Genomic DNA, 22966 nt, shown 5'->3' with positions numbered 1-22966 from the left:
CCAAAGATACGTTGGCGAAAGCATGGCTGCGGATTCATTGCCAAACGCGGCCCGGCACTTCCGGGGTGCAGGATGAAGCCCGCATAGACTGAAAGGCATGTCCTTCGATACCCGCATCGGCGCCTACGGCGTGATTGTTCAGGAGAATGCCGTGCTGCTGGCACGATGGACCGGATCGGGCACCCCGCGCTGGACGTTGCCCGGCGGAGGGCTTGAAGCGGGGGAAGATGCTCCCACGGCCGCCTTGCGGGAAATCACCGAAGAAACCGGCTACACCGTGGAACTGGGCCGCCTGCTCGGCGTCGACAGTAAATTCATCCCGGCGGAACGACGGCTGCACGGCCGGAATGTGCCGCTGCACGCGCTGCGGATCATTTACGCTGCGACGGTAACCGGCGGCGATTTAACCCATGAGCTCCAGGGGTCCACGGACCAGGCAAAGTGGATCCCCTTGGACGAGGTGCCAGCACTCGACCGGGTGGACCTGGTGGACGTCGGCCTGAACCTCTATTTTGCGGAACCTGCTGCGGCGCCAGCCGCCGTCAGGCAAGCTGTCAGCAGTTCCGAGGCCGCCGTGCAAAACGGTTCCCCGATCAGGACAGAGAGCGAAACGCGATGACCGAAGCACAGTCGATGGCCCCGCTGGCCAGCCCGGGCAACTCGCCCATGGTCCAGTTCCGCAACGTATCGAAAAGCTATGCTTCGGGGCAGCCGGCGGTGCATGACCTGAACCTGGAGATCAACCGCGGTGCCATCACCGTGTTTGTCGGTCCGTCCGGCTGCGGCAAGACTACATCCTTGCGGATGATCAACCGCATGGTGGAGCCCACGCAGGGAACAGTTCTGGTGGACGGGCAGGACGTCTCGGAGCAGCCCGCTGCGGCACTGCGGCGTTCAATGGGCTACGTGCTGCAGTCCTCGGGCCTGTTGCCCCATCGTAGCGTGCTGGACAACATCGCCACCGTTCCCCGCCTCAATGGTGTCCCTCGGCGGCAGGCGAGAATCCGCGCCGAGGAGCTGCTCGCCGTCGTCGGTCTTTCTCCGGCGCTGGGTAAGCGCTACCCGGCGCAGCTCTCCGGTGGCCAGCAGCAGCGGGTGGGCGTAGCACGGGCGCTCGCAGCGGATCCGCCGATCCTGCTGATGGACGAGCCCTTCAGCGCAGTGGATCCGGTGGTGCGCGCGGAACTGCAGCAGGAGTTGCTGCGGTTGCAGCAGGAACTGGCGAAAACCATCGTGTTTGTCACCCACGACATCGACGAGGCCACGGTCATCGGGGACAAGGTGGCCGTCTTCGCCACCGGCGGCCGCCTGGCGCAGTACGCGCCGCCGGAGGAGCTCTTGCGTGCGCCGGTGGACGATTTCGTGGCCGGGTTCGTCGGCCGGGACCGCGGATTCCGCTCGCTCTCGTTTGCCTCCGCCCGGAACTTGCCGCTGCAGCCCGCGGTCACGGCGACGGCTGGGACGCTGGCGTCTGCGCCTGCCGAAGGCTGGCTGCTGATAACCGACGACGGCGGTGCTCCCCTCGGGTGGCTGCCGCCCGGACAGCGCACGTCCGCAGCCGTGGTCACCGGCGGCTCGCTGTTCACCGTAGGCAGTTCGCTCCGGCAGGCGCTGGATGCTGCGCTGTCCTCTCCCTCCGGCCAAGGCGTGGCAGTGGACGCCGCCGGCAAGGTAGCAGGGCTGGTGGACGCCGGCGAGTTACTGCAACGGCTGGACGCGGAGCGCCGCGGCTGATGGACTGGTTCCTGGCCAATCTGCCCTTTGTGCTGGAGCTCTCCGGGCACCATCTCTACCAGTCGGTGCTGCCGCTTGTGCTGGGCTTGCTGATATCGGTACCCCTCGGCTACCTGGCCTGGCGGATTCCGATGGTCCGCGGCGTCATCCTGTCGGCCAGTTCGGTGCTCTACACCATTCCGTCCCTGGCCCTGTTCGTCATTCTTCCGGTCATCCTGGGCACCAGGATCCTGGATCCGGCCAATCTGATTGTCGCCCTGACCGTCTATGCCGTCGCCTTGCTGGTACGCTCCGTCGTGGACGCGCTGGAGTCCATTGACGACGGCGTCCGGCAGGCCGCCGTGGCCATGGGATACCGGCCGTTGAGGCGGTTCTTCGCCGTGGACCTGCCGCTGGCCGTGCCTGTCCTGTTTGCCGGCCTGCGCGTGGTGTCGGTCAGCAATATTTCGCTGGCCAGCGTGGGCGCACTGATCGGGATACGAAATCTCGGCGTGCTCTTTACGGACGGGCTGCTGCGCCACTTCCTGACCGAGATCGTCGTCGGTATCGTGATGACGCTGGTCCTGGCGCTGTTGATGGACTTTGTCCTGGTGGGCCTGGAGCACCTGCTGACGCCCTGGAACCGGCACCGCAAGGCCGGACGCAAACAGCGGACGGCCACGTCCGGTCCCGGGAACCACGGCAGTGGGGACAGCGCCGGTACCGCGCGCCGTCCAGATGCGGCTGAAACGGCGGTGCTGCATGAATCTCTTTGAGCAGGTTGGTCTGTGGTTCGCAGACCCCGCGCAATGGGCCGGGCCCGCCGGAATTCCGGCCCGGCTGGGGGAGCACCTCTGGTATACGGTCCTGACGCTGCTGATCGCCGCAGCGATCGCGATTCCCGCCGGAATGTACGTCGGGCACACTGGCAAGGGCAAGGTCGCCGTCGTCTCTGTGGCCAGCGCACTGCGGGCACTGCCCACGCTGGGCCTGCTGACGCTGTTTGTCATCCTAATGGGCCTGGGCCTGATGCCACCCATTTACGCGCTCGTCATCCTGACTGTCCCGCCGCTGCTGGCCGGCACCTACTCGGGGATCGCGGCGGTGGACCGGCAGTTGCTGGACGCCGCACGCGGTCTCGGCATGACCGAGTGGCAGGTTCTGCTGCGGGTGGAACTGCCCAACGCCCTGCCGGTTATGCTCGGCGGTCTGCGGGCCGCGGTACTGCAGGTCATCTCCACTGTCGCCGTCGTTGCTTATATCAATCTCGGCGGGCTGGGCCGGTATTTAATTGACGGATTGGCCGTCAGCGACCCCGTCCGGCTGTTTGCGGGCGCTATTCTGATTGCGGTGCTGGCGCTGATTGTCGATTTGATCCTGTCATTGGTGCAAAAGTACGCGGTGTCACCAGGTTTGAAGTCTTCCCCGGCCTCGCCGGGGCAGGGAACGAAGAATGTTGGCGCCACGGGTGCCGGCCAGTAAAGGAGAAGCCTTGAAGAACCAGACATCCTCCCGCCGGGCAATGTTGGCGGCAGCAGCCATGACTGCCCTGACCGTCACGCTGACGGCATGCGGCGCCAATTCCAATCCGTTGGAGGGTTCATCCGATATGGCCGCCTCTTCAGGCGCAACCGGTTCGCTGGTGGTCGGATCCGCCAACTTCCCTGAAAGCCAGATCGTCGCCGAGATCTATGCCGGGGCGCTTACCGCTGCTGGTTTCGACGCCACCACCAAGCCCGGCATCGGCTCCCGTGAGGTGTATGTCAAGGCGGTCGAAGAAGGATCTGTGGACATCATTCCGGACTACAGCGGCAACCTGCTGCTGTTCCTGGATCCGGAGGCAACGGCCGCTTCCGCCGGGGACATCATGGATGCCCTGCCCGCGGCCCTGCCGGAGGGGCTGGGCGTCCTGGAGGCGGCGTCAGCCGAAAGCAAGGACGCCATGGTGGTCACCAAAGCCACCGCTGAAAAGTACCAGCTCAAGAGCATCGCAGATTTGGGGCCGGCGTGTGACGAACTGGTGCTCGGCGCCAATCCTGAATTCGCCGAGCGGGAATACGGATTGCCCGGGCTGAAGGAGAATTACGGCTGCGAGCCGAAATCCTTCGAACCGATTAACGACGGCGGCGGCCCCGCCACTCTGCAGGCGCTGATTAACGACCAGATCCAGATCGCCGACATCTACACGACCACCCCGTCGATCGAGGATAACGACCTGGTGGTGCTGGAGGACCCGAAGAACAACTTTATCGCCCAGCAGGTGCTTCCTTTGGTTAGTCAGGACAAGGTCAGCGAGGAAGCAGCAGAAGTGCTGAACGACGTTTCGGCCGCGCTGACCACCGAAGACCTGGTTGACCTCAACCGACAGGTCAGCGGGGACGAAAAGCGCAATCCGGCAGACGCGGCGGCCGACTGGCTGAGCGAAAACGGGCTGACCAAGTAAACCCATCCGATATGCGAAGATGCTTAAATGGCCCAGTTCAAGCAGTCCAACAAGCTTCATAACGTCCTTTACGATATCCGCGGTCCATTGCTTGAGCATGCCCACCGCATGGAGTCCGAGGGCCACCGGATCCTGAAGCTGAATATCGGCAATCCGGCGCCCTTCGGGTTCGAAGCGCCGGATGCCATCCTCGTGGACATGATCCGGAACCTGCCCGATGCCCAGGGCTACAGCGATTCCCGCGGGATCTTCTCGGCCAGGACCGCGGTCTCGCAGTACTACCAGACCCGCGGCATCCAGGACATCGGCGTTGACGATGTCTACCTGGGCAACGGAGTCAGCGAACTGATCACCATGAGCCTGCAGGCTTTGCTCAATAACGGCGACGAGGTGCTGATCCCCGCGCCGGACTATCCCCTCTGGACTGCCTCCGTGAGCCTGGCCGGCGGCCATCCCATCCACTACCTGTGTGTGGAGGAAGAAGGATGGCTGCCCGATCTGGAGGATCTGGAACGGAAAATCACGCCCAATACCAAGGGCATCGTGATCATCAACCCGAACAACCCCACCGGCGCGGTGTACCCGAAGCAAGTGCTCGAGGGCATGCTCGAATTGGCCCGGAAGCACAATCTGGTGGTGTTCTCGGACGAAATCTACGAGAAGATCCTTTATGAGGATGCCCAGCATATAAATACAGCTTTGCTGGCCGACGACGTGCTGGTCATGACCTTCAGCGGGCTGTCCAAGGCCTACCGCGTCTGCGGATTCCGCAGCGGGTGGATGGCCATCTCCGGGCCGAAACACCTGGCTACGGATTACATCGAAGGCATCAACCTGTTGACCAACATGCGTTTGTGCGCGAACGTTCCCGCACAGCATGCCATCCAGACAGCACTCGGGGGCTACCAAAGCATCAACGATCTGATCCTGCCCGGGGGCCGGCTGCTGGAACAGCGGGACAAGGCCTTTGAGATGCTCAACGCCATTCCAGGCGTCAGCACCCAGCAGGCCAGGGGGGCGCTCTACCTGTTTCCCAAGCTGGATCCGGAAGTGTACCCGATCAAGGACGACGAGAAGTTTGCGCTGGATCTTCTCAAGCAGCAAAAGATCCTCGTCTCCCACGGGAGCGCTTTCAACTGGCATAAACCGGACCATTTCCGGCTGGTGACCCTGCCCAATGTCGGCATCCTCGAGGAAGCCGTGAACCGGATCGCCGAATTCTTGAGTACGTACAAACCGTAAGCGGCACGCGCAGAGGAAGGCCACCTTGGAGACAACCGCGTTCAGCCAGAGTCCGACCGCCCTGCTGCGCGTGCAGCAGGGCTTCGACCTGCGCCATGTCGACGCCGGATCGACCCCGGGGTTCACCGGCGATAAGGATGCTGGCAAGGAACTGCTCGGCAGGGAGGACGAACAGCTCACGGAACTGCAGGAGAAGCTCTTCGCGCAGAGCCGGTTCGGCGCCCGCGACAGCGTGCTGCTGGTCCTGCAGGCCATGGATACCGGCGGCAAAGGCGGCATCGTCCGCCATGTCATCGGCGCGGCCGACCCGCAAGGCATCCACCACAAGGCGTTCAAGGCACCGACGGCGGAAGAACAATCCAAGGGCTTCCTATGGCGGATCGAAAAAGAGCTGCCGGAGCCTGGAATCATCGGTGTCTTCGACCGCTCGCACTACGAGGATGTGCTGGTTCAGCGGGTCCGCAAGCTCTCTCCGGCCGACGAGATCGAACAGCGCTACAACCTCATCAGGGACTTTGAGGCCAAGGTCGCCGCGGGCGGTACCCGCATCATCAAAGTCATGCTGCACATCAGCAAAGACGAGCAGAAACGCCGCCTGCAGGAACGGCTGGACCGGCCGGACAAGCACTGGAAGTACAACCCCGGCGACGTTGATGACCGCTCATTCTGGGACCAGTACCAGCAGGCGTACCAGATCGCCCTGGAGCGTACCAGCACAGCTACCGCGCCCTGGTACGTGGTCCCGGCGGACAAGAAATGGTACGCCCGGATTGCCGTCCAGCAGTTGCTGATCGACGCACTCGAAGACATCAATCCCCAGTGGCCCAGCGCGGATTTCGACGTGGCGGCAGAGAAAAAGCGCCTGGCTGAAAGCTGACCCGCGAAGGTCAGTCGCTGCCTGGTTCCGTCATTCCCGTCGCCGCAGTTCCGTCTGCCGCGTTGGCCCTGGCTGCGTCGAGGCGTTGCCTGGCCCCTTCCAGCCACGCTTCGCAGCGGGCCGCCAGGGCTTCGCCGCGTTCCCACAAGGCCAACGACTGTTCGAGACTGGCTCCGCCGGTTTCGAGCTGGCTTACGACGGCGACAAGCTCCTCCCGTGCCTGCTCGTAGCTCAGCGATGCGACATCGGCATTTTCGACGGAATTCTTTGCATCCACGCTGGTTCCCGCTTTCGGATTGATGGTGTTGTTCAGTGTTTCGGAGCGACGTCGGCTGACAGTTCGCCGACGGCAACACGCACGCGCAGCCGCGTTCCAGCTGCAGCGTCAGAGCTGTTGCGCAGGACGCTGCCATCCGGAAGCTGTACGACGGCGTAGCCGCGGTCCAGAGTGTTTTGCGGCGAGAGGGATCGAACCTGTGCCCTGAGATGGGCGATCCGGTCCGAGTCCCGGTGTACGGCGGCCGAGATGCAGTTATAGGCGCGTGTGGTCAGTCGCTGCAGGTCTTCGTGCCGGGCTTCCACCATGCTGGCCGGATTGGCCAGCACGGGACGGGAACGGATTGCGGTCAGCCGCTCGCTCTCGACCCGGATCAACTGGTCCACCCTGCGGTCCAGCATCTGCCGTGCCTGGGCTATCCTGGCGAGCTCCTCGTTGACATCCGGGACAATTCGCTTTGCGGCATCCGTGGGAGTGGAAGCGCGCAGATCCGCCACCTCGTCCAGCAGGGGACGGTCCGCTTCGTGTCCGATGGCGCTGACCACCGGCGTGCGGGCAGCAGCAACCGCGCGAATCAGATCCTCGCTGCTGAACGGCAGCAGGTCTTCAAGGGACCCGCCGCCGCGGGCGATGACGATGACGTCGACATCCTCGCGGGCGTCCAGCTCCACGAGTGCGCGCTGGATCTGGGTTACGGCATTTACACCCTGGACAGCGACCTCCCGTACTTCGAAGGCCACTGCGGGCCAGCGCAGGGAAGCGTTGCGGATAACGTCTTTCATGGCATCCGAATCGCGGCCGGTAATCAGCCCGATGCGGTGCGGCAGCATGGGAAGCGCTTTCTTTCGTTCGAGCGCGAAGAGGCCCTCGGCAGCAAGGGCCTGGCGAAGCCGTTCGAGCCGCGCCAGCAGATCGCCCAGCCCCACAGGGCGGATATCGCGGGTCTGCATCGAAAGCCGGCCCGTCTTTACATACAGGTCCGGCTTCAACTGCGCCACGACGCGCGATCCGGGCTCAAGGGGAAACTCCAGCCGGGCCATGACACTGCCCCAGGCCACGAGGCTGAACGATGCTTCCGCTTCTGTGTCCCGCAGGGTGAGGTACGTGACATTGTTTCGCCTGTTGAGCTCAATGACCTGGCCTTCGATCCAGGTGGGCGGGACACGGTCAATGTGGCTCTTGAGCTTTTGCGAAAGTAGCCGCAATGGCCAGGGGTTCTCCGCCGACGTCTCCATGGCGGTAGCAGGCAGCGTGGATGGCTTGGCCGGGGCATCCAGCTGGCCACCGGTGGGTGGCCCCGGGTTCTGGTTCACGTAGTGTCCCTCTCGGCGGTGCTTGGCGCAGCTGCAGTACAGCGATCCTTACATTCTTATCAGCTATCGCAGACATTATTGATTCTGTTCTACTTATCCCAAGAGGCATCCTGCGCCTCTCGGGAAGCCGGCGGAGAGGAGCCTGCGGATGCGTTCCGTCCTTGCCTTGGTGATTGGCCTGGTCACATTGGTGATGACAGCCGTCGCGGTGCCGGCGGCATGGACCAGCCAGCACCTGACGAACCAGCAAGGCTTCGTTGAATTGGCGGCACCCATGGGGCAGGACGCCAAGTTCCGCAGTGCCCTGGCAGCGGCGATTGCGGAAGAGGTGCGCAATCAAAGCCAGTTGCCGCCGGGGCTCCAGGAGCTGGTTGATCCGATTATCGCCAGGGCGGCCGGAGCCGTCACCGGACTGGAAGAGTTCCCGCAGGCGTGGAATGAAGCTTTGGCGAAGTCCCATGCCCTGACGCTGGAGGCCGAAGGCCCGGGTGAAGGGGCCCTCCGGCTTGATATCGCTCCCATTGTGGCCTTGGCGATTCAGCGCGTAGCGGACACCTTGGGCACAGAGATCCCCGTGCAAGAGGAGCTGATCGTCGATATCGGCCAGGCAGGTCAGCAGCAATCCATCGACCTTGTACAGCGTATTGCCAACGAGTGGCGCTGGATCGCGGCAGGAGCGTTGGCCGGCCTGTTGCTGACCCTGTTGGTAGCGCGGAGGGCGTCGACGGCCCTCGCCTGGCTTGGTATTGGCGCCGTCATTCTAGGCGTCGGGTTCTGGCTGGCAGCAGAGGCGGCCCCGGATACGGCGGCGCAACACGATGCCGCCGGCCCTGTTGCCGATGCGTTCACGTCTCGGTTCGTCGAACTCGCGGCAACGTCATTCCAGCCCTGGGCCGTTGTGCTCGCGGGGGCGGGATTGGCTGCTGCGGTGATTGGTGTAACAGCCCGCCAACTCTCGGGTCGAAGGGCCTAACGGCTAGCATGGAGATATGAGTAGCACTGCTGTCTCCGTTCCGATGCCCACTATTCCGCGCAGGCGCCGCAGCCCCGAAGACATTGCCTCCGCCGCACCGGTCGAAGGCCGCCGCAAGGTCCTGCTTGCTGCCCCGCGTGGATATTGCGCCGGGGTGGACCGCGCCGTCATCGCCGTCGAAAAGGCCCTCGAGCATTACGGCCCGCCGGTTTACGTGCGTAAGCAGATTGTGCACAACCTCCATGTGGTCAGCACATTGGAAGAAAAGGGCGCGATCTTCGTCGAGGAGACGGACGAGGTGCCCGAGGGCGCACTGGTTATCTTCTCCGCCCACGGTGTATCGCCGGCCGTCGTGCAGTCTGCCAACGATCGCGGACTGCAAACGATCGACGCGACGTGCCCCCTAGTGACGAAGGTGCACCGGGAGGCCGTCCGTTTCGCAAAGGACGATTTCGACATTCTCCTCATCGGACATGAGGGCCACGAGGAGGTCGAGGGAACCGCCGGGGAGGCTCCCGAGCACATTCAGATCGTGAACGGCCCTGAAGATGTCGACAAGGTTGAGGTCCGGGATCCGAACAAGGTGATCTGGCTGTCGCAGACCACGCTGAGCGTGGACGAGACAATGCTGACCGTCAACCTGCTCAAGGAGCGCTTCCCGACCCTGCAGGATCCGCCCAGCGACGACATTTGCTATGCAACCTCGAACCGGCAGGCTGCGATTAAGAAGATCGCCCCGCAGGCGGAACTGGTCATCGTGGTGGGGTCTGCGAATTCCTCCAACTCCGTGCGCCTGGTGGAAGTGGCTCTGGAATACGGCGCCAAGGCTTCCTACCGCGTCGACTTCGCGAACCAGGTCGACGAGTCTTGGTTTGAAGGCATCTCCACCGTCGGGGTGACCTCAGGAGCCTCCGTGCCGGAGGTCCTCGTGCGCGAAGTTCTGAGCCTGCTCGCTGACTACGGTTATGCCGATGTTGAGGAAGTCGTTACCGCAGAAGAAGACATCTTGTTCTCGCTGCCCAAGGAATTGCGCGCCACTCTGAAGGAAAAGGGCGACGTTTCACGCGGTCTTGGCGGCAGGGGCGCCCGGCCCGCACGCTAGAAGTGGCGGGACAGGGCACCTGCGCTTCGATGGCTAGGCGCTGCGCTCCTGGTCTGCAATGAGCTCCGGTGCGGCCAGCAGCCGCGGGGTGCTCTCCAACGACTGGGGCGCGGGTGCTTCCTTCAGCGAAGACGGATCATACGCACTGATCTTCCGCGCTGTCGGCAGGACCCTCGACTCCAGTGTTCCGACGAAGGCGTTGTACTTTTCCACCGATCCCTTCAGGGACGAGCCGAGCTTCGTCACATGCTCCCCAAGGGTGCCCAGCCGGTCGTAGAGCTGGCGCGAGAGCTCGAAGATCTCCCGGGCGTTCTCGGTGAGGACTTCCTGGCGCCAGGTGAAGGCAACCGACTTCAGTGTGGCCAGAAGGGAGACGGGGGAGACCAGAGCGACATTGCGCGAGAACGCGTAATCCAACAGGCCCGGCTCACTGTGCAAGGCTGCTGAAAGAACGGACTCGGCGGGCAGGAAACACAGCACGAGTTCTGGCGAGGCGTCCACTACGTCCCAGTATTTCTTGTTTGCCAGGGCATCAACGTGTGACTTGACGGCCTTGGCATGTGCAGTCAGCAGGCTGGCACGCTTTTCACGTTCCTCAGCCGATCCGAAGGACGGAAGTTCCTGGGCTTCCAGATATGCCCGCAGCGGCACCTTGGCATCCACCACGAGGGATTTGGAGCCGGGCAAATGGATCAGCATGTCGGGTCGAAGGGTGCGCTCGGTCCCCACCAGATGGACCTGCTCGCTAAAGTCCACGTGGGCCAGCATGCCGGCGGCCTCCACCACCCGGCGGAGCTGAACCTCTCCCCACTGTCCGCGGGCGGAGTTGGACTGCAACGCCGCAGTCAGGGTCTGTGTGGAGCGCAGCAACTGCTCGTCGTTGAGTTGGGCAGCGCGCAATTGTTCGGCCAGCTGGCCGAATTGCTCGACGCGGTCCCGCTCGAGCACATTGACCTGCTGCTGGACGGTCTTCAGTTTTTCCCCGACCGGGACCAGGGCGCGGAGGACGGAGTTGTCCTGCTCGCTGCTGGCGGTAAGCTGCCGGTTCTGCTGGGCGAGCAAACGGCTTTCCGCCTCGGCTGCCGCCAAACGGGCCGTTGCGTTGCCGAGCCGGGCACCGGCGTCGTCAATTTCTTCCACCAGCACTGCGACCCTACGCCGGTATGCCACCGCAGTTCCCGCAGCCCCGGCCGCTGCCCCTAAAACCAGCATGAGCAATGTGAGCACAATCTGAAACGCATCCATAGCTCAACCATGCCAGCCGGCTATGACAATTTAGGCGAAGCCGAAGCGTCGTTTGCGCTACCGTTTCCCGCCGAATCGCTCAGCCGGGTACCTCACCGGTATCCTTGGATACCGTGGCTCTTACTATTGGCATCGTCGGACTGCCCAACGTCGGCAAATCAACTCTCTTCAACGCACTGACCCGCAACCAGGTCCTGGCGGCGAATTACCCGTTCGCGACCATCGAGCCGAATGTCGGCGTAGTGCCCCTGCCGGATTCCCGGCTGGATAAGCTTGCGGAAATCTTCGGCTCGCAGCGCATCCTGCCGGCGACCGTGTCTTTTGTCGACATCGCCGGGATCGTCCGGGGTGCCTCCGAAGGCGAAGGGCTGGGCAACCAGTTCCTTGCCAACATTCGTGAAGCCCAGGCCATTGCCCAGGTCATCCGCGTGTTCGATGACCCCGATGTGGTCCACGTAGAAGGCAAGGTAAATCCGCGTTCCGACCTGGAAACTATCAACACCGAACTGATCCTCGCGGATCTGCAGACGCTGGAAAAGGCACTGCCCCGGGTTGAAAAGGAAGTGAAGATCAAGAAGCGCGACGCCGCCGAACTGGCCGCCATGGAGGCAGCCCGGAAGGTGCTTGAGCGCGGGGATACGATCTTCTCGTCTGTCGAGAGCGACAAGCTCGACGTCGAGAACCTGCGTGAGCTGAGCCTGTTGACGGCCAAGCCCTTTATCTATGTCTTCAATGTCGATGACACTATTTTGGGCAGCGCCGAGCGCCAGGCGGAGTTGCGCGAACTGGTTGCTCCGGCGGACTGCGTGTTCCTTGACGCGAAGCTGGAGTCGGATCTGGTGGAGCTGGAACCGGAAGAAGCCCGTGAGATGCTGGAGATGAACGGCCAGGACGAATCCGGCTTGGACCAGCTGGCAAGGGTCGGATTCCATACGCTGGGCCTCCAGACTTACCTGACGGCCGGGCCGAAGGAAGCACGCGCTTGGACGATCAACCAGGGCGATACCGCTCCACAGGCAGCCGGTGTTATCCACTCCGATTTCCAGCGTGGCTTCATCAAAGCTGAAGTCGTCTCCTTCGCTGACCTCGTAGATGCCGGTTCGATGGCTGAGGCTAAGGCCCGCGGCAAGGTCAGGATCGAAGGCAAAGAGTACGTCATGTCCGACGGCGACGTCGTGGAGTTCCGCTTCAACGTTTGAGTTTGTATCGATGCCGGCAAGGTAGTCCTATGGCGATACAACATAAGAGCGTTGACGAGTACATAGATTCGTTCCCCGTGGCCGTCCAACCGCGGCTTCGGGAATTGCGAAGAATAAGCCGCGCCGGCGCTCCACATGCGACCGAAGGACTCAAGTGGGGTAGCCCGGCCTACTCGCTGGGAACAATCCTGTTCGTCTTCAGCGGACATCAAAAGCACGCAAATTTCGTCTTTACTCCGTCCACCCTGGCTACTTTCAGCGGCAGGCTCAGTGGATACAAGACCGGCAAAGGATCGGTACAGCTTCCGTACGATGCGCCTGTACCCACAGACGTTCTCACCACAATGATTGCCTACCGGATACAGGAGTACGAGGAAGACGGCGTGAAGTGGATGTAGCTGCCCGCGTGTCGGCGCCACACATGCAAACCGGTTAGCGGCCAATAACTAAATATCGACTTGCCCAGCGGCTCCGTTTCGAATAGAACCGGGCCGCTGGGTCTTTTGTGCCCCGTTCTGCCCCGTGATTGCAGGGATTAGTCTGCTTTGTGTTCGATGCGAAGAAGCTGTTTCAGGGCGCTAGCTTGCCAGCCGCTTTGATTGCATCTCTATAACAACCCGTTCTGAAGCAACTTTTTTATACCCATGAGTAGGTATCGCGGTTTACGCTCTTATGCATGTGAGGCACGCCACTTTACGGCAGTCTTTCGGGGGGCAGCCAAATCGTGCTTCCCGGATGCCTATCGGCGAACCGGCCACACACATCACTCTGAGGAACTAGGAGGCGGAATGCGTTTCGGACGTACTTCCAAAGCAATCGGTGTTGCTGCTGTTGCGGCCATGGCATTGAGTGCCTGCGCGTCGACGGGTGGCGGAAATACCGCATCCGAAGGCGCAGGTGATACCGCGGCTGCCGGTGGAACCATTAGTGTCGCTGAGACCAATGCGTTCAGTTCGTTCAACTCGGACACCGCCGCAGGCAACGTTGATATCAACGGCAAGATTGCTTACATGACCCGCGGCGGTTTTTACCACATCGATAGTGAACTCAACGTCGTCCGGAACGAAGAATTCGGAACGTACGAAAAGCTTTCCGACGACCCGCTGGTCGTGAAATACACCGTCAACGAGGGAGTCCAGTGGTCTGACGGCAATGCTGTCGACGCGGCTGACCTCATGCTGAACTGGGTCTCCGAATCCGGCTACGCCAACGATGCGACTGTCGATCCTGAAACCGGCGAAGTAACCGAAGGGACTTCCTACTTCGATTATGCCGGCGACACCAGCGGCCTGGCACTGACCGAGATCCCCGAGATCGGCGACGACGGGCGCTCCATCACATTGACCTACTCCAAGCCGTACGCCGACTGGGAAATTGTCTTCGGCGGACTGAACGACGGCGGGGTCGGCATGCCGGCCCATGTCATTGCAGAAAAGGCCGGCCTGGCTGACGAGCAAGCCCTCATTGATCTGATCCAGGGACTCGAACGCGGTGACGCGGCCAACCCTGCGGATCCGAATGCCGAGCTGCAGTCAGTCGCCGACGTTTATAACACCGGATTCGACACGAAGTCGCTGCCCAACGAGGAATCCCTGTACCTCTCCAGCGGGCCTTTCGTAGTGGACAGCATCACGCCGGACCAGTCAATCACTCTGGTACGCAATGAGTCCTATGACTGGGGCCCGACCCCGAACGTGAACGAAATTACCGTCCGGTTCATCGGCGCTGCCCCCGACCAGGTCCAGGCCCTGGAGAACGGCGAGGTGGACATCATTGCACCCCAGCCCTCCGCGGACACAGTCGAGCTGCTCGAATCCATCGAAGGCGTCACGGTAGAAGTCGATGACCAGCTGGCCTATGACCATATCGACCTCAATTACACCGGCGTTTTCGCGGACGAGAACGTCCGGGAAGCCTTCATGAAAGCTGTTCCCCGGCAGACCATCGTGGACCGCATCGTGAAGCCGCTGAAGGAAGACGCTGCACCGCTGGACTCGCAGTTCTTCGTTCCTGCCCAGGAAGCCTATGAGACGTCCGCTGCCTCCAACGGCTCCGACGCCTACCAGGAGGCTGACATCGAGGGCGCCAAGAAGCTGCTCAACGGTGAGACTCCCGAAGTTCGGATCATGTACAACAAGGACAACCCGAACCGCGTGGATGCCTTCGCACTGATTCAGGAATCTGCCGAGCAGGCAGGGTTCGAAATTGTCGACGGCGGTCTGGGAGCCTCTGACTGGGGTGCTGCTCTGGGAACCGGCACCTATGATGCATCCATCTACGGCTGGATCAACTCCGGCGTCGGTGTCAGCGGCGTGCCGCAGATCTTCCGCACGGACAGCGGCTCAAACTACAACGGCTTCTCCGATCCCGAAGCCGACAAGCTGATGGACGAACTCATGGTGACGACGGACGCTGCTGCACAGGATGAGATCATCACCAAGATCGACAAGCTGGTGTGGGACTCGTTCTATGGCCTGCCGCTCTTCCAGTCGGTAGGGCTGGATGCTTACAACAGCGAACGTGTCGAAGGCGTTGTTTACCAGCCGAACCAGACCGGTGTCTTCTGGAACTTCTGGGACTGGAAAGTCAAGGGCGAGTAACTCCCTAACGTTCTAACGCGCAGGCTACTGCAAGGCGCTGGGACCATATGCACCAACGGTCCTGGCGCCTTTGCAGTCTCCTGAAACGTCCCTGACCCATTGCGGCCCTGGTTCTCCCCTCGCTGAACGGGGTGCCAGCGGCGGGCAACCGGATTACGTCGTCCGGGAAGTGAAACGAGGTTATACAAACGATGGTGACCTATATTGTGCGGCGGCTCTTCACAGCCGTACTGATTCTCCTGGGTGCCTCATTCTTGGTCTACCAACTAACGGCACTGTCCGGCGACCCTCTTGCTGACCTTCGGACAAGTAACCAGCCGAACAAGGAAGAGCTCATCCAGCAGCGTATTGAGCTTTTGGACCTGAATGTGCCCGCACCAGTACGCTACTTCCACTGGTTGGGGGGCGCGGCAAAATGTCTGGTGCCATTCGTCGGCCAGTGTGATCTTGGATTTTCAATCACGGGACAGCCCGTGACCGAGGCGCTGGGCAGAGCCATGGGCATGACGATACTTCTGGTCAGCGCGGCCGCAATTCTAGCGGTGCTTATCGGCGTTTCGCTCGGCATCGTGACAGCGCTGCGTCAGTACAGCACACTCGACTATGGCGTCACCTTCATGGCGTTCCTCTTCTTCTCGCTGCCGGTTTTCTGGGTGGCAGTTCTGCTCAAGGAATACGTTGCCATCGGGTTCAACAACTTCCTGCGGGAACCGCAAATCCCTTTGGTAACCATAATCATCGTGAGTGTGGTTAGCGGGTTGATCTGGTTCATCTGCGCCCGTGGAACAGTGCTGGTCCGACTCAAGGCCGCCGGCATCGGGCTCGTGCTGGCCGGCGGCGTACTCTGGCTGCTGTCTGCGACCTCCTGGTTCAGCTCGCCAGGGCTTGGGCTACCGGTTATAGCAGTCGCAGGTGCAGGAGTCGCCTTCGGCGCGACCTTGTTGACCGCTGGCTTGAAGAACCGGCGGGCCCTGTATTCGTCCCTGACGATGGTTGCCGTCGGAATCGTATTGTATTTTCCCATCCAGCCGTTGCTGGCCCAAGCGACGGGCCTGATGATTTTCCTGCTGGCCGTAGCCACAATCCTGGTGGGGCTGGGCGTTGGATACGTCATGGGCGGCTACGACCGACGCCAGAACATGAGCGCGGCAGTCATCACGTCGTTCCTGACCGCGGGGCTGGTCCTTCTGGACCGGTACATGCAGGCATGGCCTGCTTACTTCAACAACAACAGAGTCAACGGTCGGCCAATAGCCACCATCGGAGCGGAGACGCCGAACCTGGAAGGTGACTTCTGGGTGCACGGCCTGGATACCTTTACCCACCTGCTCCTGCCCACCATTGCGCTGCTGCTGATTTCACTGGCTTCCTACAGCCGGTATTCGCGCTCTTCGATGCTGGAAATCATGAACATGGACTACATCCGTACCGCGCGGGCGAAGGGGCTCGGCGAGCGGACGGTGGTTATGCGCCACGCATTCAGGAACGCGCTGATTCCCATCGCCACCATCGTGGCCTATGACATCGGCGGACTGATCGGCGGTGCCGTCATCACGGAGCGGGTATTCGCATTCGCCGGCATGGGGCAACTCTTTATCCAGGCACTCGATCGCGTCGATCCGAATCCCGTCATGGGAGTTTTCCTGGTCACGGGCGTCCTGGCGCTCGTCTTCAACCTCATAGCGGACCTCGTCTACTCCGCTCTGGACCCGAGAGTGAGGGTCAAGGCATGACCACCACGAGTACTGTTTCAACCGAGCCTGCGGTACCTCAAGAAAAAGCAGGACTAAGCCAAGGCCAGATTGTCCGCAAGCGGTTCATGGGCAACACTGCGGCGCTTATCAGCTTGGTGCTGTTCTTGCTCATTCTGGTTCTGGCTTACTCAGCCGGCGGATTCTTCGGCCTGCCGGGCTGGTGGAAATTCACCTACAACGAGGTCAATGACCTGGCCAATGGAGGAAAGCCAACACTGCAGCTCTTCCCGTTCAGCTTGGGCGAGCACCCGTTCGGCCAGGACCGGCTGGGCCGGGATACCTTTGCCCAGACGATGCGGGGTGTGCAAATTTCTGTAGCCGTGATGTTTATCATCGGCGTCGTCGGCGGCGCAATTGGCGTCGTGGTTGGAGCTGTCTCCGGCTTCTTCCGCGGCAGGATCGAAGCGGTGCTCATGCGCCTTACGGACGTCGTCATCGTGATTCCGCTGATCATTCTGGCAGCCGTTCTCGGGCAGCTTGCTGCGCGCTGGATACCAGCGGGAATCCAGCCCTATTTTCTGGGCCTCTTTGTCGGGCTCGTCGCGTGGACCGGTCTCGCCCGGCTGGTGCGAGCAGAATTCCTCTCGCTGCGCGAGCGCGAATTCGTGGATGCAGCCCGTATCGCCGGCGCTTCGAACGCCCGGATCATCTTTAAGCACATTCTGCCCAACGCCGTCGGCGTCATCATTGTCAGTGTGACGCTGAGTATGTCCGCTGCCATTCTGCTGGAGACCAGCCTGTCCTATATCGGCATGGGAGTGAAGGCACCCGACGTTTCACTGGGCTCGCTGATCAGCCAGAATCAGGAAGCGTTTTCCACCCGTCCGTGGCTCTTCTGGTGGCCGGGAATTTTCATTGTGGCCATCTGCTTGTGCATCAACTTCATCGGCGACGGACTGCGGGATGCTTTTGACCCCCGACAGAAGAAGTTCAATGCCAGGAAAGCCGGTGCGGCAGCTGCAGCGGATGATGGTCGTGGAGCTGAAGGCTTCCGGACAACGAAGGTCTGACATGATGACTGAAAATCTACTGAGCTCGCGCTGTTCAGCCGGTCAACGACAGCATGCTGGCTACAATCAGGACTGCTGCGGCAATGAGAACCAGCCAGTTCGGCCTTTTCGCGACTGTAGCAGTGTCTGCCTCGCCAGTCGCCACCGTGCCGGAAGCGATCAGTTCGGCCCAACGGGAGCGGACATGGAAGGCCGCGGCACCGGAATCGGAATTGGAAAGGTCACCGGGACGCACGGACTCGCCCGGCCCATAGGTCACCTCCGGCAGCCCGCGGACATGCCCCGGCTGTGCGCGCTGGACGCCGAAGATGCCAGGCGCCGGCGCCGCCCATGCGGCGAACTTTCCCTTCGGCGTGACCAGTGTCAGCGCGTATTTCGTATCAACCATGATCAGTGCGTTCCACGGGACCTGAACTGTCAGCAGCGGATTGCGCAAGGCCACCCCGGCATCGGAAACAACGACGGCGGGGTACCAGGCCAGCCACCACGCCAGATACCCGAGGGCCACCAACGGCGCAAGCTGCACGAGAGCCGGGAAACCATGCGTCACGGCCGTAGAGGCCGCGCTGAACAACACGATGAGCCAGACAACACCCGTCAACCAAGCGGCACTTCTCGGCCGGAAAACAACAGGAGCGTCGGTGGCATGACTGGACATGCTTCCATCGTGTCAGGGTCGTGCGCCACATCACTAATGGAACAAGCCGGCTGCGAGCAGTTGGAAGGACAAACCCGCAATGACTGAAATGATCGATCCTGCCATCCCCATTTATACCGGATTCCCCGCTGGCGGGTCAGAACCGCCGGTGCTGGAGGTTTCGGATCTGAGCGTCGATTTTGGTGTTGAGAAGGAATGGGTGCCGGCCGCCATCGGTCTGAACTATCACGTTTCGGCAGGGGAGGTGCTCGCCATTGTCGGTGAGTCCGGTTCGGGAAAAAGCGCCAGCTCCATGGCGCTTCTGGGACTGCTGCCGGCCAATAGCCGAGTGAGCGGCAGTGTGAAGCTCAATGGCAAGGAGATCCTGGGACTCAACCCCAACAAGCTGCGGCAGCTTCGCGGCAATGACGTGGCCGTCATTTTCCAGGAACCGATGACGGCGATGAACCCGGTCTACACCATCGGTTTTCAGATTGTGGAGACGTTGCGCCTGCACAACGCTATTTCTCCCGAGGATGCCAAGGACCGCGCCATCCGCCTGCTCGAGCTGGTCGAACTGCCCGATCCGGAGAAGGCATTCAGGTCCTATCCTCACCAGTTGTCTGGCGGGCAACGGCAGCGCGCCATGATCGCGCAGTCGCTGTCATGTGATCCCAAGCTGCTGATCGCCGACGAACCGACCACTGCTCTCGACGTGACGGTTCAGGCGGAGATCCTGGACCTGATGCGCAATCTCCGCAACAAGCTGGATAGCGCCATCGTCCTGATTACCCATGACATGGGTGTGGTCGCTGATCTGGCGGACCGCATCGCCGTGATGCGTCGTGGCCGGATCGTCGAAACGGGAACGGCGCAGGAGATCTTCAACGATCCGCGGCATGAATACACCCAGCAACTGCTGGCTGCCGTTCCTCACTTGGGAGGCCACAACACAGGCAGCGACGACATCGATATCACCGCAGCCCTCGCTGCAGCAACGGGCATTACGCTTCACGAGATTGATGAGACGGAGTTGCAGCGCAGGGAAGCTGCCAACGAGGCGGCGCTGGACATGGCTGCCAGAGAAAGCACACACGGCGAGCCGGTCCTGGAGCTGACCAACGTCGCCATCGAATACCCCAAGCAAGGCAGAGTACCGGCGTTTCGGGCGGTGGAAGGAGCGAACCTGGCGATCTATCCGGGTCAGGTCGTAGGCCTTGTCGGTGAATCGGGCTCCGGGAAAACAACCATCGGCCGTGCCGCCGTCGGACTGCTGCCGGTGGCAGAGGGCTCCCTGAAGGTCGTCGGACGCGAGATAGCGGGAGCCAGCCGCAAGCAACTGCACGCACTCCGGCGTCAAGTCGGCATGGTCTTCCAGGATCCTTCTTCGTCGCTGAATCCGAGGCTCCCTATTGGAGAAAGCATTGGCGAGCCCATGTTCCTTGCCGGTGTCGCCAAAGGTGCGGCCCTGCAGCGGAACATCGAGACACTGCTGGATCAAGTTGAGCTGCCCCATGGCTACCGGAACCGTTATCCGCACGAGCTCTCCGGCGGGCAGAAGCAGCGTGTAGGCATTGCCCGGGCCCTGTCATTGGAACCGAAGCTGATGGTTGCAGACGAACCGACTTCGGCGCTTGACGTGTCCGTCCAAGCCACTGTGCTGGAACTTTTCCAGAATCTGCAGCGCGAACTAGGTTTCGCCTGTCTCTTCGTCACCCACGACCTCGCAGTCATCGATGTCCTGGCCGACCGGATCTGCGTTATGCGGCACGGCAACATTGTTGAGCAGGGTACACGCGACCAGATACTCCGCCATCCTCAGGAGCTGTATACGCAGCGTCTGCTGGCAGCGGTACCGCTGCCGGATCCGGACAAGCAGCGTGAGCGCAGGGAATTGCGCGCCCAACTGCTGGCCACAGCGGATTAGGCGGCCATCCTACGATCTCCACCATCCATAGCACAGGGGTCCGGACCGTGAAAGGATGCTGTCCGGACCCCTGTGGTCCCCCGCTGAATGGTCGAAACGAAGGAGTGACCGATGATCCGCACCATGAACATTGAGGCGATCGAACGCGGCATCGGACGGTCATGGACCGAGGTTGAAGAGTTCCTGGCCTCCATCGATGCCAAAGACAAGAGCCATAAGGAGATAGCCCAAGCCCTGCAGGATGCCGGTCTGGCCAAGGATTGGTGGGCGCAATCTGCCACAGTCGCTTTTGAGCAGTTGATTGGGCGGCGTGTGCCGGGGCAGGACTGCGATGGCAGGTTCCAGACTTCTGCGAGCAAGACAGTGGCCGGCACCATGGACGAGGCGAGGGATAAGTGGCTGGCCCTGATCGGTGCCGCTGAGGATTTCTCCGGAGTCGGCATAAGCAGAGGCCCGGAACTGAGCGAAACCGTCAAGTGGCGGTACTGGCGCTGCGGACTGGCCGACGGCTCACGCGTGAACGTCAACATCTATGAAAAGGCCCCGGGTAAGTCGGCGCTGTCCCTGCAGCACGAGAAGCTGGAGACGCCGGAGCAGCTGGATCATTGGAAGTCCTTCTGGAAGGCGACGCTAAGCGGACTCTCATAGCCGCCTTACCAAGGGTTTTGACACGCCCGGGTGCCCTCTCACTTAGCCGATGCAATAACGTTACATCTCGATTTTGGCTAATGCCGCCACTTTCCCGTACTGGCGCGGGAGAATGGCGCTGAAAGGGCTTGCTGCCGCCTCTTCGGGGCAAATTGCAACCCAATCGAAAAGCCAATACTGTTACCGAGGTCACAAGTCGGGAATATCCTGATCACGACCAAGAGCTGGGGCGGACTCAGATTCAAGTCCGCACTGGCTGGTCCGGCGCAATCCGATGCCGGGCGTTCCGACTGCAAAGAGGAATCGACATGCGTTTCGCGCGAACATCGAAACTGATCGGTCTGGCCGCAGCTGCTGCCTTGGCCCTGAGTGCATGCGGCGGGGGAGGTGGCACCGAAGGCGGAGAGGGCAACGCTGCTGCAGTTATTACCGCCAACAGTACGGAGCCGCAGAATCCGTTGATCCCAACCAACACGAACGAGGTCGGCGGCGGCCGCGTGGTGGACCTCCTCTTCGAAGGGCTGATCAGTTACGACGCCGAGGGCAAACCGGTCAACGAGATGGCGGAGTCGATCGAGACCGAGGATTCGCAGACCTACACAATCAAGCTCAAGGCCGACCAGACGTTTACCAACGGCGAGCCCGTTACTGCCAACTCCTTCGTGAATGCCTGGAACTATGGCGCCGCAGCCGAGAACGCGCAGCTGGGCCAGTACTTTTTCGAGAGCATCGCCGGGTATGACGAAGTCAGCGCCGAAGGCAGTACCCAGACTGAGATGTCCGGTTTGAAGGTCGTCGATGACCTGACGTTCACCGCCGAACTGGCCCAGCCGGAATCCGACTGGCCGCTGCGGCTTGGCTACACGGCCTTCTCGCCGCTTCCGGAGGTCGCCTTCGAAGACATGAAAGCCTTTGGCAACAACCCGGTGGGCAACGGCCCGTACATGCTGGCAGACGAGGGCGCCTGGCAGCACGATGTCGAGATCGCGTTGACGCCCAACCCTGATTACCAAGGATCCCGGACGCCGAAGAACGGTGGCATCACCTTTAAGTTCTACTCCGGCTTCGAAGCGGCGTACCAGGACCTGCTAGCGAACAACCTCGATCTGCTCGATACGATCCCGCCGAGCTCGCTGGCGAACTTCAAGACGGACCTCGGAGAGGGCCGCTGGCTGGAAAAGGCCTACGCGGGCAACCAGACCATCACCATTCCGCAGTACCTCGATGAGTGGACCGGCGAGGCCGGCGAACTGCGCCGCAAGGCCATTTCGATGGCCATCAACCGGGACGAAATTACCGAGGTCATTTTCTCCGGCGGACGCCAGCCGGCAACAGAATTTACTGCGCCCGTGCTCGACGGATACGACGAGAGCATTCCGGGCAGCGAAGTGCTCGAATACAACCCCGAAGAAGCCAAGAAGCTTTGGGCGCAGGCCGATGAAATCGATCCCTGGGGCGACAAGACGTTCACCATCGCATCGAATGCCGACGGCGGACACAAGGAATGGATCGAAGCCGTGGTCAACGGCCTGAAGAACGACCTGGGCATCGACGCGCAGTTCGAACCGTACGCAACCTTCGCCGAAGCCCGCACCAAGATCACGGCGAAGAACATGACCGGAGCATTCCGCACTGGCTGGCAGGCAGACTATCCGTCACTGTACAACTTCCTCGGCCCGCTGTTCGGTACAGGTGCCGGTTCCAACGACGGCGACTATTCCAGCGAAGAGTTCGATAAGAAGCTCAACGAGGGTCTGAATGCCGAAACTCCGGAAGAGGGCAACGCTATCTTCAACGAGGCGCAGGAGATCCTGCTTCAGGATCTGCCCGCGATCCCGCTGTGGTACCAGGTTCGGCAGGTGGGTTGGAGCGAGAACGTTGAGAACGTTGATACCGCCTGGAACGGTGTTCCCATCTACCACAACATCACCGGGAAGTAAGAACCAACTATCGGCTGTTCGGGGGCCGGCCATCCTTTGGCCGGCCCCCGTGCTGTGCCGGACTCG

21 protein-coding genes are annotated in these 22966 nt (G+C 61.6%); 17 read left to right on the top strand and 4 right to left on the bottom strand.

Going from position 1 to position 22966, the window contains the following annotated elements; genetic code table 11:
- Positions 1-97 precede the first annotated feature (97 nt).
- The 7 genes from J5251_RS18335 to J5251_RS18305 are packed head-to-tail and all read left to right on the top strand — an operon-like array spanning position 98 to position 6275.
- Positions 98-619 carry an NUDIX hydrolase gene (locus J5251_RS18335; RefSeq protein ID WP_171059315.1) on the top strand — a complete coding sequence of 174 codons (522 nt, stop codon included), beginning with the start codon at positions 98-100 and terminating at the stop codon, positions 617-619.
- Between the two features lie 47 nt (positions 620-666).
- Complete coding sequence (locus tag J5251_RS18330; RefSeq protein ID WP_139004933.1) at positions 667-1734, top strand: ABC transporter ATP-binding protein; 1068 nt, start codon at positions 667-669, stop codon at positions 1732-1734.
- Positions 1734-2489: an ABC transporter permease gene (locus J5251_RS18325; RefSeq protein ID WP_139004709.1), complete on the top strand. Its 756-nt coding sequence runs from the start codon at positions 1734-1736 to the stop codon at positions 2487-2489. The genes J5251_RS18330 and J5251_RS18325 overlap by 1 nt, the downstream gene beginning before the upstream one ends.
- Positions 2476-3195, top strand: coding sequence for an ABC transporter permease (locus J5251_RS18320; protein ID WP_139004710.1), 720 nt, complete (start codon positions 2476-2478; stop codon positions 3193-3195). Before J5251_RS18325 ends, J5251_RS18320 begins: the two co-directional genes overlap by 14 nt.
- 40 nt (positions 3196-3235) lie before the next feature.
- The gene (locus J5251_RS18315; protein ID WP_139004934.1) at positions 3236-4156 is read left to right on the top strand and encodes an ABC transporter substrate-binding protein; all 921 of its coding nucleotides are present in this window, start codon (positions 3236-3238) and stop codon (positions 4154-4156) included.
- 27 nt (positions 4157-4183) lie between these two features.
- Positions 4184-5398 carry a pyridoxal phosphate-dependent aminotransferase gene (locus J5251_RS18310; protein ID WP_139004711.1) on the top strand — a complete coding sequence of 405 codons (1215 nt, stop codon included), beginning with the start codon at positions 4184-4186 and terminating at the stop codon, positions 5396-5398.
- A 25-nt stretch (positions 5399-5423) separates the two neighbouring features.
- Entirely contained in the window at positions 5424-6275 is an 852-nt protein-coding gene (locus J5251_RS18305) for a PPK2 family polyphosphate kinase (protein WP_139004712.1), read from the top strand.
- Positions 6276-6285: 10 nt separating this feature from the next.
- Here the strand turns inward: J5251_RS18305 and J5251_RS18300 are convergent, their stop codons facing one another.
- Together J5251_RS18300 and xseA are read right to left on the bottom strand one after the other, a co-directional pair.
- On the bottom strand, positions 6286-6552 hold the full coding sequence (locus J5251_RS18300; RefSeq protein WP_139004713.1) for an exodeoxyribonuclease VII small subunit: 267 nt from the start codon (positions 6550-6552) through the stop codon (positions 6286-6288).
- A gap of 32 nt (positions 6553-6584) precedes the next feature.
- Positions 6585-7787, bottom strand: a complete 1203-nt coding sequence (xseA, locus tag J5251_RS18295; protein ID WP_139004935.1) for an exodeoxyribonuclease VII large subunit — start codon at positions 7785-7787, stop codon at positions 6585-6587.
- Between the two features lie 226 nt (positions 7788-8013).
- On the opposite strand from xseA, the gene J5251_RS18290 reads away from it, so the two are divergent.
- Entirely contained in the window at positions 8014-8838 is an 825-nt protein-coding gene (locus J5251_RS18290; RefSeq protein WP_139004714.1) for a hypothetical protein, read from the top strand.
- Positions 8839-8854: 16 nt separating this feature from the next.
- The gene (locus tag J5251_RS18285) at positions 8855-9940 is read left to right on the top strand and encodes a 4-hydroxy-3-methylbut-2-enyl diphosphate reductase (protein ID WP_139004715.1); all 1086 of its coding nucleotides are present in this window, start codon (positions 8855-8857) and stop codon (positions 9938-9940) included.
- Between the two features lie 33 nt (positions 9941-9973).
- On the opposite strand, the gene rmuC is transcribed toward J5251_RS18285, so the two are convergent.
- A complete protein-coding gene (rmuC, locus tag J5251_RS18280) occupies positions 9974-11185 on the bottom strand; it encodes a DNA recombination protein RmuC (RefSeq protein WP_139004716.1) in 1212 nt (403 codons plus the stop codon).
- Between the two features lie 113 nt (positions 11186-11298).
- Between rmuC and ychF the strand changes: the two genes are divergently transcribed.
- From ychF to J5251_RS18255, 5 genes are all read left to right on the top strand, one after another.
- Positions 11299-12384, top strand: coding sequence for a redox-regulated ATPase YchF (gene ychF / locus J5251_RS18275; protein WP_139004717.1), 1086 nt, complete (start codon positions 11299-11301; stop codon positions 12382-12384).
- A gap of 29 nt (positions 12385-12413) precedes the next feature.
- On the top strand, positions 12414-12782 hold the full coding sequence (locus J5251_RS18270) for an iron chaperone (protein WP_139004718.1): 369 nt from the start codon (positions 12414-12416) through the stop codon (positions 12780-12782).
- Between the two features lie 390 nt (positions 12783-13172).
- Complete coding sequence (locus tag J5251_RS18265; RefSeq protein WP_139004719.1) at positions 13173-14984, top strand: ABC transporter family substrate-binding protein; 1812 nt, start codon at positions 13173-13175, stop codon at positions 14982-14984.
- A 191-nt stretch (positions 14985-15175) separates the two neighbouring features.
- The gene (locus J5251_RS18260) at positions 15176-16717 is read left to right on the top strand and encodes an ABC transporter permease (protein WP_139004720.1); all 1542 of its coding nucleotides are present in this window, start codon (positions 15176-15178) and stop codon (positions 16715-16717) included.
- Positions 16714-17748: an ABC transporter permease gene (locus J5251_RS18255; RefSeq protein ID WP_208574795.1), complete on the top strand. Its 1035-nt coding sequence runs from the start codon at positions 16714-16716 to the stop codon at positions 17746-17748. The genes J5251_RS18260 and J5251_RS18255 overlap by 4 nt, the downstream gene beginning before the upstream one ends.
- A gap of 34 nt (positions 17749-17782) precedes the next feature.
- On the opposite strand, the gene J5251_RS18250 is transcribed toward J5251_RS18255, so the two are convergent.
- Entirely contained in the window at positions 17783-18406 is a 624-nt protein-coding gene (locus J5251_RS18250) for a PH domain-containing protein (RefSeq protein WP_139004722.1), read from the bottom strand.
- An 88-nt stretch (positions 18407-18494) separates the two neighbouring features.
- Here J5251_RS18250 and J5251_RS18245 point away from each other — a divergent pair, with 88 nt between their 5' ends.
- The 3 genes from J5251_RS18245 (at position 18495) to J5251_RS18235 (ending at position 22900) form a co-directional block, all read left to right on the top strand.
- On the top strand, positions 18495-20312 hold the full coding sequence (locus J5251_RS18245) for an ABC transporter ATP-binding protein (protein WP_240793026.1): 1818 nt from the start codon (positions 18495-18497) through the stop codon (positions 20310-20312).
- 111 nt (positions 20313-20423) lie between these two features.
- Positions 20424-20960 (top strand): hypothetical protein, encoded by a 537-nt coding sequence (locus tag J5251_RS18240; protein WP_139004724.1) that lies wholly within the window; start codon positions 20424-20426, stop codon positions 20958-20960.
- Between the two features lie 308 nt (positions 20961-21268).
- Positions 21269-22900 (top strand): peptide ABC transporter substrate-binding protein, encoded by a 1632-nt coding sequence (locus tag J5251_RS18235; RefSeq protein ID WP_208574794.1) that lies wholly within the window; start codon positions 21269-21271, stop codon positions 22898-22900.
- Positions 22901-22966: the final 66 nt, after the last annotated feature.

It is taken from the genome of Arthrobacter crystallopoietes (genome assembly GCF_017603825.1).
Lineage (GTDB): Bacteria > Actinomycetota > Actinomycetes > Actinomycetales > Micrococcaceae > Crystallibacter > Crystallibacter crystallopoietes_B.
This window is presented reverse-complemented; position numbering and strand designations above follow the sequence as displayed.

What these genes read in the sequence shown, in the direction of transcription:
- J5251_RS18335 (WP_171059315.1), top strand. Translation starts at nt 98, where the DNA reads ATGTCCTTCGATACCCGCATCGGCGCCTACGGCGTGATTGTTCAGGAG.
- J5251_RS18330 (WP_139004933.1), top strand. Translation starts at nt 667, where the DNA reads ATGGTCCAGTTCCGCAACGTATCGAAAAGCTATGCTTCGGGGCAGCCG.
- J5251_RS18325 (WP_139004709.1), top strand. Translation starts at nt 1,734, where the DNA reads ATGGACTGGTTCCTGGCCAATCTGCCCTTTGTGCTGGAGCTCTCCGGG.
- J5251_RS18320 (WP_139004710.1), top strand. Translation starts at nt 2,476, where the DNA reads ATGAATCTCTTTGAGCAGGTTGGTCTGTGGTTCGCAGACCCCGCGCAA.
- J5251_RS18315 (WP_139004934.1), top strand. Translation starts at nt 3,236, where the DNA reads ATGTTGGCGGCAGCAGCCATGACTGCCCTGACCGTCACGCTGACGGCA.
- J5251_RS18310 (WP_139004711.1), top strand. Translation starts at nt 4,184, where the DNA reads ATGGCCCAGTTCAAGCAGTCCAACAAGCTTCATAACGTCCTTTACGAT.
- xseA (WP_139004935.1), bottom strand. Translation starts at nt 7,787, where the DNA reads ATGGAGACGTCGGCGGAGAACCCCTGGCCATTGCGGCTACTTTCGCAA.
- J5251_RS18290 (WP_139004714.1), top strand. Translation starts at nt 8,014, where the DNA reads ATGCGTTCCGTCCTTGCCTTGGTGATTGGCCTGGTCACATTGGTGATG.
- J5251_RS18285 (WP_139004715.1), top strand. Translation starts at nt 8,855, where the DNA reads ATGAGTAGCACTGCTGTCTCCGTTCCGATGCCCACTATTCCGCGCAGG.
- rmuC (WP_139004716.1), bottom strand. Translation starts at nt 11,185, where the DNA reads ATGGATGCGTTTCAGATTGTGCTCACATTGCTCATGCTGGTTTTAGGG.
- J5251_RS18270 (WP_139004718.1), top strand. Translation starts at nt 12,414, where the DNA reads ATGGCGATACAACATAAGAGCGTTGACGAGTACATAGATTCGTTCCCC.
- J5251_RS18265 (WP_139004719.1), top strand. Translation starts at nt 13,173, where the DNA reads ATGCGTTTCGGACGTACTTCCAAAGCAATCGGTGTTGCTGCTGTTGCG.
- J5251_RS18260 (WP_139004720.1), top strand. Translation starts at nt 15,176, where the DNA reads ATGGTGACCTATATTGTGCGGCGGCTCTTCACAGCCGTACTGATTCTC.
- J5251_RS18255 (WP_208574795.1), top strand. Translation starts at nt 16,714, where the DNA reads ATGACCACCACGAGTACTGTTTCAACCGAGCCTGCGGTACCTCAAGAA.
- J5251_RS18250 (WP_139004722.1), bottom strand. Translation starts at nt 18,406, where the DNA reads ATGTCCAGTCATGCCACCGACGCTCCTGTTGTTTTCCGGCCGAGAAGT.
- J5251_RS18245 (WP_240793026.1), top strand. Translation starts at nt 18,495, where the DNA reads ATGATCGATCCTGCCATCCCCATTTATACCGGATTCCCCGCTGGCGGG.
- J5251_RS18240 (WP_139004724.1), top strand. Translation starts at nt 20,424, where the DNA reads ATGATCCGCACCATGAACATTGAGGCGATCGAACGCGGCATCGGACGG.
- J5251_RS18235 (WP_208574794.1), top strand. Translation starts at nt 21,269, where the DNA reads ATGCGTTTCGCGCGAACATCGAAACTGATCGGTCTGGCCGCAGCTGCT.